The sequence below is a fragment of the Thauera sp. 27 genome, from assembly GCF_000310125.2.
GTDB classification, from domain to species: domain Bacteria; phylum Pseudomonadota; class Gammaproteobacteria; order Burkholderiales; family Rhodocyclaceae; genus Thauera; species Thauera mechernichensis.
In genome coordinates, this window is record NZ_AMXB01000044.1 from 1 (window position 1) to 12,730 (window position 12,730).

Below are 12,730 nucleotides of genomic sequence, written 5' to 3' on the forward strand. Positions count from 1 at the left end.
GGCGGCGGCGCGCCCGCCGCCGCCGCGGCGCCGCCATTGCCCTGGCCGCAGCCGGCGAGGAAGACAGCGCCCAGGACCAGCGACAGCGCCGCGGCTGCGCGTGACAGGGGAATGCGGGAGAAGTGCATGGGTCAGGCCTCTCTTGAGCAAGCAAGCCCTTGCTCCACCCCAGCTCCTGGCCAGCGCGAACAAGACCTGCTCTTTAGAATGGTTATTCTAGATTGAACGCTCATTCTATGTTAGTCTCTGCTGCAGTGCAAGATCGAAAAGACGATCCACGGCCAGGATCGCAGGAGACCATTACATGCCCACATCATCCAGCACGACCGACCACACCCGCGCCGAGGCGCGCCGCCAGCAGATTCTGTGCGCCGCCGCGCAGTGCTTTCGCGAGCACGGCTTCCATGGCGCCAGCATAGCGCAGATCTCGAAGAGCGCCGGCATGAGTGCCGGCCACATCTATCACTACTTCGACAACAAGGAGGCGATCATCGCCGCCATCGTGGCGCAGGATCTTGAGGGTCTGTTGAAGCTGAGTGCCGAACTGAGGGCAGCGGGCGATATCGGACAGGCCCTTATCGAGCGCGCGGCCGAAGGCGTCGCAGACCAACTGGACCCCGCCACCGCCGGGCTCAAGCTCGAGATCGCAGCAGAAGCCGCGCGCAACCCTCGCGTCGCCGAGATCGTGCGCGAGGCCGACCTCGCCTGCAGGCGCAGCCTGGCCGCAACCCTGCGCGCCATCCGCAGCGCCGCAGGCCACGACGACGACGACGCGAAGATAGAAGGCATGGTCGAAGTCCTCGCCACGCTGTTCGAGGGCCTGCTGCTACGCAGCATCCGAAACCCGGAGCTTGACCGCGGACGCCTCGTCAGCGGCATCCAGGGCGCCATCAGAAGCCTGATCGAACAAGCCTGACCCGCACACGCGCACTGCTGCGCGTCATCCTTCGCCCGCGGCGCCCCCTAAGCCCTCCCGCAGGAAGGCCACCAGCCGCCCCATGTTGTGCTCCAGGTCGGCAAAGGACTCGTGATCGCCGGCCAGCGTCAGCAGTTCGACCGGGGTGTCGCCGCGCGCCGCGAAGATCTGCCGCGCCTCGGCAATCGGCACCACCTCGTCATCCTCGCCATGGATCAGCAGCACCGGGCGGCGGATGCGACCGATGGTCGCGACCGGCGCGATGTCGTCGAAGCGGTGGCCGATGGTCTTCTGTACGTAATCGAGGATGTAGCGCCCCACTGGCTTTTCCGGAATACGCTTGACGGCGAGCCAGCGCCGCATCATCGCCGCCGGATGCGAGAACGCGGCGACGCTGACCACGGCGGCCACCTGTGGCGTGCGCGCGGCCGCCAGCAACACTGCGCCCGCCCCCACCGAATGCCCGAACAGCGCGATACGGCGCGGATCGACCCCGGCCCGTGTGGCCAGCCAGGCGAAGGCATGCTCGGCGTCCTCGGCGAAGCGCGGCAGTGAGGCGAAGCTGTCGTCGTCGCTCGCGCCATGGCAGCGCGCATCGACGAACAGCGTGGCGAAGCCGGCCTCGTGCAGCGGGCGCGCCAGCGGCAGCATCAGCGCGGCATTGCCGCCCCAGCCGTGCATCACCACCAGTGCCGGCGCGGCAGCGGACGCCCCCGGCGCGGGGATGAACCAGGCGTGCAGCGTACGGCCGTTGGCGGTGGCGATGCGTAGCGCGTCAAAGTCGAGCCCGAGCGCCGCCGGGTCGGTGTGGTGCGCCACCCGCGGCGCCGCCAGCCCCTTGCGGATACCCCAATGCACCAGCGCGCGGCCGCCGGCCAGCGCCGCCGCACCTGCGGTGAAGGCCGTGAGCAGCCCCGGCGCGCCCATCACGTCGTCCTCACGAACTCAGCCCCGCCCACCACAGGCGGGCGCGCAGCCCCCAGCCCGTGCTGTAGCCGAGCGATACGGAGCGGATCGCCCCCGCCGCATCCACCACGACGAAGGCCGGCACGCCACGCAGGCCATAGGCCTGGGCGATGCGGCCATCGGCGTCGATCGCGGTCGGCCAGTCGAGCCCGCGCCCGGCCAGCACCGCGGCCACGGCCGCCGCGTCGCCCGACTGCATCGCCACCGACAGCACCGGATGGTCAGCCTGAACGGCATCGATCGTGCCCTCCTGCGCGGTGCAGATCGGACACCAGTCGGCCCAGAAGTAGACCCCGACCGCCCTGCCCGGATGCGCGGCGCGCCACTCGGCCAGGCTCAGCGGCTGGCCATCGGCGGCCAAGGCGGCAAAGTCGGGCGCCGGGCCGGCAGGCACGTCGCGTGCCATCCAGGCCTGGATGGCCAGGAAGAGGCCGATGAAGATCGCGATCTCGAGCGCCCAGCGCCGCCAGCGCGGCCGCTTGCGGACCGGCACGGCGCCTGCCCCGTCGCGTGAAGGGTCTGGATTCATGCCCGTCATCGTACGTCGATCCAGCGCCGCACGTCGCCCTCACGCTCGAACAGGCGCCAGTCGCCGCCACGGCCGCACAGGCCAAACACGAAAGGTTCGCGGCCGCGCCCCGGGGTCACGAAGCGCAGGTCGCGGAAGGCGGCGCACACCTGCCCGTCGGCATCGCGCTCGGCATGGTCGAGCACCGGGAACATCGCGAACCAGCGATAGAAGGCGAAATCCTCGGCCTGCCACACCTTCTCGGCCAGCTCGCGGCCGTCACCGTTGCCGAAGCGCTCGGCCACCTGCCACTGCGCCATCGCCACCGGCATGTAGGGTGCGGAGAAGCGGCGGATGAAGTTGTCGGCTTCCGTCACCACCAACGGCGTACTGCGCCGCGTGTTGATGTGGGCGTAGTGATAGCGCTCGCCGTCGAACACGATCGCCGTCCAGTTGAACGGCGACGCCGGGCGCGGCGCTGCATCCACCTCGACCACGGCAATGCCCTTGGCCGAAGCGTAGGCGCGCGCGGCGTCGATCGCCTCGGCGCGCCCCGTCGCCTGCACGCCCACCCAGGCGGCGAGCAGGACCAGCGCCGCCGTCGCCGGCACCCGGCTGCTGCGCCACAGCGCACTGGCGAGCAGGCCGGCCACGATGATGCCGGTGAAGGGCAGGTCGATGATGAAGGTGGTGCCCCAGCCGAAGCGATGGTCGGAGAACGGCGCCAGGATCATGGTGCCGAACTGGGTGATGAGATCGCCCAGGATGTGCACGAAGATCGCCGCGCACACCACCGGGTAGAAGCCCTGCCAGCCCGCCCCCGGGCGGCCGCCGCGCGACCAGAAGCGTGCCAGCAACCACGCGATCAGCAGCCCCCACAAGGGCAGCAGGATGAGCGAATGGGTGACGCCGCGGTGCCCGCGCAGGTAGGTGAGCTCGGAGATCCAGCCGAGCACGAAGTCGAGATCGGGGAAGGTCGCCGCGATCGTGCCGGCGACCACCATCTGCCACACCGGCGGCTGCGCAGCGCGGGAAGCGCCCGAATGGGTGCCGGCAGGTATGCGCCGACCCGCGAGCACACGGCCGATGAGGGCCCCCGAAAGGGCGTGGGTCAAGGTATCCATCGAATCCAGAGATCTTCCGTCAAATCGCTCCGCGACGCGCAGCGACACGCACGCTGACGCCGGCCAGGGTCCGCGTCATTGTGGCTTGAAGCGTCTGTCGATCGGCACGACATCAGCAAGTTCCCTGGCTTCGAACCGTTCGCCGACGCGAAGTTGCGTCTCCGGCAAAGCATGGCCGGCCACAGCCGAGGCCCTGGCGGCGTCGACGGCGCGCCCCCCAAGGTCGAGCGTGCTCGACATTAACGGAAGGTGAACACCCCCTTCAGCATCGATTCAGCCCTTGGCGCGCAGCATGGCATCACGGTCGAAACGAGACCGCCAACCCAAGCAAGGAGATGCAATCATGCGTGCCACCACCCTCATCGCCACCCTCGCCCTCAGCGGCGGACTCATCGGCGCGGGCGCCGCCATCGCCCCGGCGTTCGCCCAGAGCTCGGCCCCAGCCGCTGCCACGGCCCAGCCCAACTGGCTCAGCGTGCAGGATGTACTGAGCAAGCTCGAAGCCGCCGGCTACAGCGACTTCCGCGAGGTCGAGCGCGAGAAGAACAAGTACGAGGTCAAGGCCACCGACCCCCAGGGCCAGCGCGTCGAACTGGATGTCGATCCGGTGACCGGCGAAATCCTCAAGACCGAGGTCAAGCGCAACAAGTAAGCGCTTACGCGAGGGGGTGACGGCACGGCCAACGCCCCTTTCCCGGTTCCCGCCACCTGGAAGGCCCCGCCATGATCCCCGTCCTATCCGCCTTCATTGGCATCCTCGCCCTCGCATGGGGCCTCAACGTCGCCGCCCTCGACGGCGGCACCGCCTCCCTGCCCTGGCTCGTCCGCGAACAAGGCCTCTACCTCAGCGGCCTGCTCGCCATCGGCCTGATGTCGCTGGCGATGGTGCTCGCCACCCGCCCGACCATGCTCGAACGCCCGCTCGGCGGCATGGACCGCATCTTCCGCCTGCACAAATGGGCCGGCATCCTCGCCGCGGTATTCGCCGCGCTGCACTGGTTGGTCGAAATGTCGGACGACGTCATCAAGTCGATCTACGGCCGCACCGGGCGGCCGGCGCACGACGAGTTCGGCGGCCTCTACGAGCTGCTTCGTGACGCCGGCGAGGAAGTCGGCGAATTCGCCATCTACCTGGTACTGGCGATGGTCGTGCTCAGCCTGTGGAAGCGCTTCCCCTACAAATTCTGGCGCCACCTGCACCGTGCAATGCCGGTGTTCTACCTGCTGCTCGCCTTCCATGCCGCAGTGCTGGCCCCACCCTCCTACTGGACGCAGCCGGTTGGCGTACTGCTCGCGCTCTTGCTGGCCGGCGGAACGGTGGCCTCGCTGATCGCGCTGACGGGTCGGATCGGCCGCCATCGCAAGGTGCAGGGCGTGGTCACTGCGGTGTCCTCGCCCGCCCCCGACGTCACCGAGATCGTCTGTCGGCTGGACGACGCCTGGCCAGGACACCAGGCCGGGCAGTTCGCCTTCATCGGCTTCGAACGCTTCGAAGGGGCACATCCTTTCACCATCGCCAGCGCCGACCACGGCAACCGCAGCCTCACTTTCCAGATCAAGGCCCTGGGCGACTACACCCGCCAGCTCGCCAGCCGCGTAGCTGTCGGCCAGGCAGTCACGGTGGAAGGCCCCTATGGCCGCTTCGTGCTCGGCCGCCAGGACCACACTGCGCGCCAGATCTGGATCGCGGGCGGCATCGGCGTCACCCCCTTCCTGGCCTGGCTCGATGCGTTGCGCGCCGCCCCCGCCGCTGCCCCGCCGGTGGAGCTGCACTACAGCACCCGCAGAGCCGCGCAAGACCCCTTCGTGGAACGCCTGCGCAGCCTGTGCGCCGAGTTGCCGAGCGTGCGCCTGCACATCCACGACCGCGCCGCCGGCGACGACCTGACGCCCGAACGCCTCGCCACTACGGCCACCACCGGCCAGCGCGCGGAAGTCTGGTTCTGCGGTCCGCGCGGCTTCGGCGACCAGCTCAAGGCCGGGCTCGCACGGCTGTGGGGACGACGGCTGCGCTTCCGCCGCGAGGCGTTCGAGATGCGGTAAAGGCAGCCAGGCGCGGCAAAGTGCACGCCTTCATCTCCTGACCTGATATCCGGGTTTACACATCGGGTAAGCTTGCGCCACACCTCCCCGGACCACGGACAATGTGGCGTGCTTCATGTCAGGACTGATCCCATGCCGCTCGGCAAGCTTTTTCAGCTCTCGCTGAAAAGCCGCATTTCGTTGCTGACGCTGGCGGTCTTCCTGGTCGGCGTATGGTCGATCGCCTTTTACGCCACGCAACGCCTGCAGCGCGACATGCTCGCGCTGCTCGGCACGCAGCAGTTCTCGGCCGTCTCCACGGTCGCCGGGCAGCTCGACAATGAGCTCAGGACACGCCTGCAGGCGCTGGACCGCTTCGCGGGCGAAGTCCCGGTGGCGCTCATGAGCGATGCGGCCGGGCTGCAGAAATACATCGCCACGCGCACCGACCTGCTCGCGCTGTTCAACGGCGGGATACGCGTCAACGATGCGGCGGCCAACACGGCCGCCAGCATGCCTTACTCACCCGAGCGCATCGGCACCAACTACGCCGACCGCGACTACATGGTCACCGCCTTGCGCGACGGCAGGACCAGCATCGGGCGCCCCATCCTCGGCAGGGTATTGAACGCGCCGGTCCTGGGGCTGGCAGCCCCGATTCGGGACGGTACGGGCGCAATCGTCGGCGCCGTGGTCGGCGCCATCAACCTCGGCGAACCGAGCTTCTTCGACAGCATGACCAACAGCCGCCTCGGCCAGAGCGGCGGCTACCTGCTCATCGCGCCCCAGCACGGCCTGATCGTCACCGGCACCGACAAGTCGCGGATCATGGCGCCGATGCCGCCACTTGGTGTCAATCGGAACCACGACCGCTTCGTTGCCGGCTACGAGGGCTATGGCGTTGCGGTCAGCTCGCGTGGCGTGGAGGAGATCGCGGCCGCCAAGCGGATCCCTGCTGCCGACTGGTTCCTCGTCGGCACCCTGCCCACTGCCGAAGCCCTCGCGCCCATCCACGCCACGCAGCGGCGCGTGATGGGCGTTGCCGCGCTGTTCAGCGTGCTCGCCGGCCTCGTGGCGTGGCTGCTCGTGCGCCACATGTTGCGGCGCCAGTTCGCCCCCATGGTATCGGCAACGCAGGCCTTGTCCGGCATGGCCCAGCCCCAGGGCGCAGCGCTGCAGCCCTTGGCCGTGCTCCACGACGACGAGGTCGGCCAGCTCATCGTCAGCTTCAACCGCCTGATCGAGTCGGTCAGGCGCAATGAAGCGGCGCTCAAGCAGGACATCGTCGAACGCATGCGGGTGGAGGCTGCGCTGCGGGCAAGCGAAGAGAAGCACCGCGTGCTGTTCGAGACCTCGCGCGACGCCATCATGACGCTGGCGCCCCCGTCATGGCGGTTCGCCACCTGCAATCGCGCGGCGATCGCGCTGTTCGGCGCCGATGACGAGGCCGACTTCATCTCGCGGACACCCTGGGACTACTCGCCCGCACTGCAGCCGGACGGCAGCCCGTCGGCCGCCAAGGCCAGGGAGATGATGGAGACCGCCCTGGCCGAGGGCTCGCTCCTGTTCGAGTGGGAGCACCGGCGCCTGAACGGAGTGACCTTCCTCACCTCGGTGCTGCTGTCGCGCTTCGAGCTGGGTGGCCATACGATGCTGCAAGCCCATGTGCGCGACATCACCGAACGCCGCAAGGCCGAGGAATCGATGCGCCTCGCGGCCAACGTCTTCACGCACGCCCGCGAAGGCATCGTGATCACCGACCGCGATGCCAACATCCTCGAGGTCAACCCCGCCTTCACCGACATCACCGGCTACCAGCGCGAGGACGTGCTCGGCCAGAACCCGCGCATCCTCAGCTCGGGCAAGCAGGACCAGGCCTTCTACGCCGCCATGTGGCAGGAGCTGAACACCAAGGGCAGCTGGTCGGGCGAGGTCTGGAACCGGCGCAAGGATGGCCGGGTGTATGCCGAGATGCTGACCATCAGTGCCGTGCGCGACGAGCGTGGCGAGATCAAGCACTTCATCTCGCTGCTGTCCGACATCACCGCACTCAAGGAATACCAGAACGAGCTCGAGCACATCGCCCACTACGACGGGCTCACCGGCCTGCCCAACCGGCTGTTACTGGCCGACCGCCTGAGGCAAGCCATGAACCAGGCCCCGCGGCGCAATAAGCGCGTGGCCGTCGCCTATCTGGACCTGGACGGGTTCAAGTCGATCAACGACAACCATGGCCATGAAGTCGGCGACCACCTGCTCGCAACCCTGGCGAAGCGCCTGGCACAGGTGCTGCGCAACGGCGACACGCTGTCGCGCATCGGCGGCGACGAGTTCGTCGCCGTCTTCGTCGACCTGCCCGACCACGAGGCCAGCGTGCCGATGCTCACCCGGCTGCTCGACGCCGCCGCGCAGCCGGTGGCCCACGGCGACACCATGCTGCACGTCTCCGCCAGCCTGGGCGTGACCTTCTTCCCGCAAAGCGAGGAGATCGACGCCGACCAGCTGCTGCGCCAGGCCGACCAGGCGATGTACCAGGCCAAGCAGGCGGGCAAGAACCGCTACCACATCTTCGACGCCGAACAGGACCGCAACGTACGGGGCCTGCACGAGAGCCTGGAGCACATCCGCCAAGCGCTGGCGCAGCGGCAGTTCGTCCTCCACTACCAGCCCAAGGTCAACATGCGCACGGGCGCGCTGGTCGGGGCCGAAGCCCTGATCCGGTGGCAGCACCCGCAGCGCGGCCTGCTGCCACCGGCCGCGTTCCTGCCCGTCATCGAGGGCCATCCGCTTGCCATCGACGTGGGCGAATGGGTGATCGACACCGCATTGCAGCAGATCGAAGCCTGGCGCACGGACGGGCTGTCCGTCCCGGTCAGCGTCAATGTCGGCGCCCTGCAGCTGCAGCAAGCCGACTTCGTCTCTCGCTTGCGCGCGCTGATGGCCCGCCACCCCGGCGTGCAGCCCGGCGAGCTGGAACTGGAGATCCTGGAAACCAGCGCGCTGGAAGACATCGCCGTGGTATCGCAGGTGATGGAGGCCTGCCACGACATGGGCGTCGGCTTCGCCCTGGACGACTTCGGCACCGGCTACTCGTCGCTGAGCTACCTGAAGCAACTGCCCGCCGGCCTGCTCAAGATCGACCGGAGCTTCGTGCGCGACATGCTCAACGACCCGGAAGACCTGGCCATTCTCGAAGGCGTGCTCGGCCTGGCCAGGGCGTTCCGCCGCCAGACCATCGCCGAAGGGGTGGAGACGCTGCCACACGGCGAAATGCTGCTGCGCATGGGCTGCGAATGGGGCCAGGGCTACGCGATCGCCCGTCCGATGCCTGCGCAGGAGCTCAAGCGCTGGATGGGCTCCTGGAAAACCCCGCCCAGCTGGCAAGCCGCCGCCCCCATCAGCCAGGATCGCCTGCCAGTACTCTTCGCCGCCGTGGAACAGCGCGCATGGATCGCCGCGCTCGTCGATTACCTGTCCGGCGACGGCGACCGCCCCGCACCGCCAGACACCCAGCAGTACCGCTTCGGCCACCTGCCCGACAAGGCCACCGCGGCCACGCCGGGTACGAAAGATGCCGGCCAGGCGGTGGATGCCCTGCAACGCGACATCCACCGCCTGGCTGCAGAACTGGTCGCCTTGAAGCGCGAGGGCCGCACCGACGAGGTGCGCGCACGCATCGGCGAGTTGAACGCCTTGCACGACCGTCTGGTTGAGCAACTGAACCTGTTGGGCTGAGCTGCGAGCGCGACATAGTTCTCGGACGTCATCGCATCGGCCATGCCGCATGGGTTCGGTGGACGCATAATCGGCCCATGTCCCGCCGTTACCGCAGATCCCGCCGCGATCCGGGCCTGTTCGAGATCGCTACCACGTCCGACTTTTCGCGCGAACTCGTCGACCTCATCGAATGGAAGCGCTTCGAGGATCTGTGCCGCACGTTCTATCGCGTCAAAGGCATCCGGGCCGAAACCAGCCCGCTGATTGCGGACGGCAGCGTAAAGATGGCGGCACGCGACAGCAAGCGCGGGCGCTTCCGGGGCTGCACCCCCTTCCCACGCTGCCGAGCAACGCTGCAGATGCGCAGCGCCACACCCTGACCGCCACTCGGGCACACCACCTTGCGCACCAACCACGTCCTGATCGATTTCGAGAACGTTCACGTCAAGTCACTCGACCTGCTCGATGGCGAACACTATCGCGTCATCGTCTTCCTGGGCCCCAAGAACACGAAGCTACCCGTCGAACTCGTCATCGCCATGCAAAAATTCGGCGCGCGCGGCGAGTACGTGATGCTGGAATCACCGGGCGCGAACGCACTGGACTTCCATATCGCATTCCACCTCGGACGGCTCGCCACCGAAGACCCGAGCGGCTTCTTCCACATCATCTCGAAGGACACAGGCTTCGACCCGCTCATCCAGCACCTGAAGGCCCGCAAGGTATTCTCCGCACGCTCGACATCGATCGAGCAAATGCCATGCTTTCGCGCCGGCTCCACCCCTGCACCTGCACCTGCACCTGCACCTGCACCTGCACCTGCACCCAAGAGCTTGCCGGCCAGCCAACCCGAGGCAACCGCGCCCAGCACGGTCGACGCACTCTGCACCGTGGCAATCGCGCAGTTGGTCGCCATGAAGCGAGCACGGCCGGCCAAGCTCAGCACACTGCACAGCACGATCCAGGCCAAGCTCGGGAAAGATGTACCACGCTCGACCGTGGAGAAGGTGTGCTCGGAACTGATGCGGCGGGGTATGGTAAAGGCCTCCGGGCAGCGCCTGGCCTATGCGATTCCGACGCAGGAGTGAAGAGGCCCGGCCGTGGTAATGCACGCGGAAGAGCCCTGCCGGGTAAGGCTGGATCGGGTACGGCGGCATATCGGCCTCAGCTGACCGTGGGCTACCGGCGATACCCGGGCGGCAATGCGTCTGTCACCTGCCGTTCTGGTGCGAATTTCATTGACCGCGTAGGACAGTACCCGGTTGTCGACCTGCTTGCTCCTTTGAGAGCATAAAGGTTCATCGTTGTTCGACCCGATCAGCATGATCACAGTTTCATGATCGACCGCATCGTTTCTCCATGGGTCAAAGCTTGCCCAGTAAGCAACAGGAAGGCTATCCTCTCTGCATTAGAGTATTTTGATGGATTTCCATGGCCATACCTGCGTTACCAAGCGAGTCGCGGATAGCGGTCCTTGTTGATTGCGACAACACCTCACCAGAGATTCTGGAGTTTACCCTTAGGGTCGTCGCTCAGTTTGGACGTGTCGTTCTTCGGCGCGGATACGGCAACCACACGACGCTGGCGAACAAGTGGCAAGAAGCCCTGGTTCGCTTGGCTTTCACCCCATGCCTCCAGTATCAGTATGCATCAGGGAAGAATACTGCTGACATTGCTCTGGCTCTAGATGCCTTGGAGGCAATGTTTGATCAGCGTGCCGAGAGTTTTTGCCTGGTTACCAGCGATTCGGATTTTGCCTATTTGTGTCGCAAGCTAAGGGAGCGAGGTGCCACTGTTTGTATCGTTGGTGAGGCCAAGACACCGGAAGCCCTTCGGAATGCCAGCGATCAATTTTTCGAGTGGCAACCGGCAGCCGTTGCCGATTCTGCAGATCAGAGTGGGAGCAAAGCAGCACCGGCCAAAGCTGAATCATCAAAATCGGCGGCCAAGGCAGCCGTGAAACGGAGGCCGAAGTTCATTATCGAAGCAGTCGCACTGATGACCAGCGATACCTCTGAAGGCAAGGTTGGACTGGGGGCACTTGGCCAGTATTTGAAACGAACCGACCCGGGCTTTTCACCCATGACCTATGGGCATTCTGGTTTGCTCGACATGCTGAAGACCTACGATCTCTTAGCACTAAAAAAAGAAGATGGCGGTCACTACACAGTCAGCCTCAATAAGCAGGCCTCAGTGGATTAATGATGAACTTTTCCCCTGAATCTTTGCGCAGCTGAATGCCGCAAACCAGTCGGCAAATCAGCTGATCCCCGAAAATCGCTCCGGCCGACCAGTCGCCTATCACCACAGGCTGGAGATCGGCCTGAACGGCCGTACAACATGCGCCAAGTGAGGGACGGCAATACTGACCGAACCGGTCAGTCGCAGATGAGCCAAATCAATTGCCCCCCGAAGACTTGCACCGACCGGATCAAATTTCCGCCCATTTTGCCGTGAGCGCCATATGCCACGTCATCGTCTCGCACGGGCCTAGGACGAGCACTGAGGCAGTCGAATTGGCGACACTCGAAATGAGGGAGCCGTCGTTAAACTGCCATCGGCTGCCCGAGCCGATCGAGTACATTCCTCCGGCCGAAGCAGATGCTGCAGCGGAAGTGAGCATGCTGTGATTGGCTGACTCAAGCAAAATGGCATCCGAGACACCTGGGGCGATTGACGCAGCGTCCATTTCAAAATATTCCGGCAAACAACTGACGACCAAGGTCGACCGCGAGAAAGCGCGAGTTCGTTTCGAGCGGTGTTGTATCGGGTTGTGCCGCGCTCCCTCCGGCCGTTCCCCGTCAAAGCATTGATATTCCGTTTGGTTCACGGCACGATGCTTGGATGAGAAGACCTATTCTACAGCTTCCTACACGCATATGAGCAGTTGGGATACGCCGACCTGGATCTCAGCTTTGGCTCTCGCCGTCAGCGCGCTGAGCTTCATTGCCGCAGCCTGGGCTGCATGGGTTAGCCATCGCATGCTTGCACAGGAACGTGACGTGCGGAAAGACGAGCGACGCATAACCTTCGAGCGGGAGAGATCCGAACTGCTTGAGGTGATAAACACTAGTCGTATGCTTCTTGAGCAGACACGGTTGCGGATCGGAGCGCTGAAATCGAGATTTGACGCCGCACCGCAGCCCGTCCGGACTCTATTGGGTAACTACGCGGGTCTATTCACCGAATTCCTGCCTCGTGTGGAGGTCGGCGTTCGCCAATGCAACGCACTTTGGGACGAAGTCGCGGCGTGGGACCAAGACAAAGGGATTTACGCCCTCGTTCATCATCAGGCCAGGTATCGAAAGCTTGTGAATGATGATCAACTGGCGCACGACAGTGGAGTCCTCTTGTTGGCGGCGTGTGAGGAAAAGATGGCTAAGGCAACAGCCCATGTATCACACGCGGCCCGCTAACCGGCTTAACGGACGTTCGATCGACGTGTTCGCCGGCCTACTCTTTTATTCAATCATCTCC

11 protein-coding genes are annotated in these 12,730 nt (G+C 65.7%); 8 read left to right on the forward strand and 3 right to left on the reverse strand.

All coding sequences use genetic code 11. The annotated features are described in order from the left end of the window. The first annotated feature begins 304 nt into the window (after positions 1-304). Positions 305-916: a TetR/AcrR family transcriptional regulator gene (locus B447_RS18530; RefSeq protein ID WP_002930649.1), complete on the forward strand. Its 612-nt coding sequence runs from the start codon at positions 305-307 to the stop codon at positions 914-916. Between the two features lie 24 nt (positions 917-940). Here B447_RS18530 and B447_RS18535 read toward each other — a convergent pair whose 3' ends face one another. From B447_RS18535 to B447_RS18545, 3 genes are read right to left on the reverse strand one after another with little or no spacing between them, the layout of a single operon-like run. Beyond that, entirely contained in the window at positions 941-1,843 is a 903-nt protein-coding gene (locus tag B447_RS18535) for an alpha/beta hydrolase (RefSeq protein ID WP_002944123.1), read from the reverse strand. A gap of 10 nt (positions 1,844-1,853) precedes the next feature. Then, positions 1,854-2,420, reverse strand: coding sequence for a redoxin family protein (locus tag B447_RS18540; protein WP_002930651.1), 567 nt, complete (start codon positions 2,418-2,420; stop codon positions 1,854-1,856). Continuing rightward, a complete protein-coding gene (locus B447_RS18545) occupies positions 2,417-3,514 on the reverse strand; it encodes a metal-dependent hydrolase (protein WP_002944124.1) in 1,098 nt (365 codons plus the stop codon). Before B447_RS18545 ends, B447_RS18540 begins: the two co-directional genes overlap by 4 nt. A gap of 343 nt (positions 3,515-3,857) precedes the next feature. Here B447_RS18545 and B447_RS18550 point away from each other — a divergent pair, with 343 nt between their 5' ends. The 7 genes from B447_RS18550 to B447_RS18580 all read left to right on the forward strand — a co-directional run bounded on the left by B447_RS18550 (position 3,858) and on the right by B447_RS18580 (position 12,669). Then, positions 3,858-4,166: a PepSY domain-containing protein gene (locus B447_RS18550; protein WP_002944126.1), complete on the forward strand. Its 309-nt coding sequence runs from the start codon at positions 3,858-3,860 to the stop codon at positions 4,164-4,166. Positions 4,167-4,237: 71 nt separating this feature from the next. Next, positions 4,238-5,557 (forward strand): ferredoxin reductase family protein, encoded by a 1,320-nt coding sequence (locus tag B447_RS18555; RefSeq protein ID WP_002944128.1) that lies wholly within the window; start codon positions 4,238-4,240, stop codon positions 5,555-5,557. 132 nt (positions 5,558-5,689) lie between these two features. Then, on the forward strand, positions 5,690-9,271 hold the full coding sequence (locus B447_RS18560) for a bifunctional diguanylate cyclase/phosphodiesterase (RefSeq protein WP_002944130.1): 3,582 nt from the start codon (positions 5,690-5,692) through the stop codon (positions 9,269-9,271). A 77-nt stretch (positions 9,272-9,348) separates the two neighbouring features. Then, on the forward strand, positions 9,349-9,633 hold the full coding sequence (locus B447_RS18565) for a hypothetical protein (protein ID WP_002944134.1): 285 nt from the start codon (positions 9,349-9,351) through the stop codon (positions 9,631-9,633). Positions 9,634-9,654: 21 nt separating this feature from the next. Continuing rightward, positions 9,655-10,341 carry a PIN domain-containing protein gene (locus B447_RS18570; protein WP_002944136.1) on the forward strand — a complete coding sequence of 229 codons (687 nt, stop codon included), beginning with the start codon at positions 9,655-9,657 and terminating at the stop codon, positions 10,339-10,341. A 343-nt stretch (positions 10,342-10,684) separates the two neighbouring features. Then, complete coding sequence (locus B447_RS18575; RefSeq protein ID WP_037983160.1) at positions 10,685-11,455, forward strand: NYN domain-containing protein; 771 nt, start codon at positions 10,685-10,687, stop codon at positions 11,453-11,455. Positions 11,456-12,093: 638 nt separating this feature from the next. Next, positions 12,094-12,669: a hypothetical protein gene (locus tag B447_RS18580; RefSeq protein WP_157384730.1), complete on the forward strand. Its 576-nt coding sequence runs from the start codon at positions 12,094-12,096 to the stop codon at positions 12,667-12,669. The last annotated feature ends 61 nt before the right edge of the window (positions 12,670-12,730 follow it).

What these genes read in the sequence shown, in the direction of transcription:
- B447_RS18540 (WP_002930651.1), bottom strand. Translation starts at nt 2,420, where the DNA reads ATGACGGGCATGAATCCAGACCCTTCACGCGACGGGGCAGGCGCCGTG.
- B447_RS18530 (WP_002930649.1), top strand. Translation starts at nt 305, where the DNA reads ATGCCCACATCATCCAGCACGACCGACCACACCCGCGCCGAGGCGCGC.
- B447_RS18560 (WP_002944130.1), top strand. Translation starts at nt 5,690, where the DNA reads ATGCCGCTCGGCAAGCTTTTTCAGCTCTCGCTGAAAAGCCGCATTTCG.
- B447_RS18535 (WP_002944123.1), bottom strand. Translation starts at nt 1,843, where the DNA reads ATGGGCGCGCCGGGGCTGCTCACGGCCTTCACCGCAGGTGCGGCGGCG.
- B447_RS18575 (WP_037983160.1), top strand. Translation starts at nt 10,685, where the DNA reads ATGGCCATACCTGCGTTACCAAGCGAGTCGCGGATAGCGGTCCTTGTT.
- B447_RS18565 (WP_002944134.1), top strand. Translation starts at nt 9,349, where the DNA reads ATGTCCCGCCGTTACCGCAGATCCCGCCGCGATCCGGGCCTGTTCGAG.
- B447_RS18545 (WP_002944124.1), bottom strand. Translation starts at nt 3,514, where the DNA reads ATGGATACCTTGACCCACGCCCTTTCGGGGGCCCTCATCGGCCGTGTG.
- B447_RS18550 (WP_002944126.1), top strand. Translation starts at nt 3,858, where the DNA reads ATGCGTGCCACCACCCTCATCGCCACCCTCGCCCTCAGCGGCGGACTC.
- B447_RS18555 (WP_002944128.1), top strand. Translation starts at nt 4,238, where the DNA reads ATGATCCCCGTCCTATCCGCCTTCATTGGCATCCTCGCCCTCGCATGG.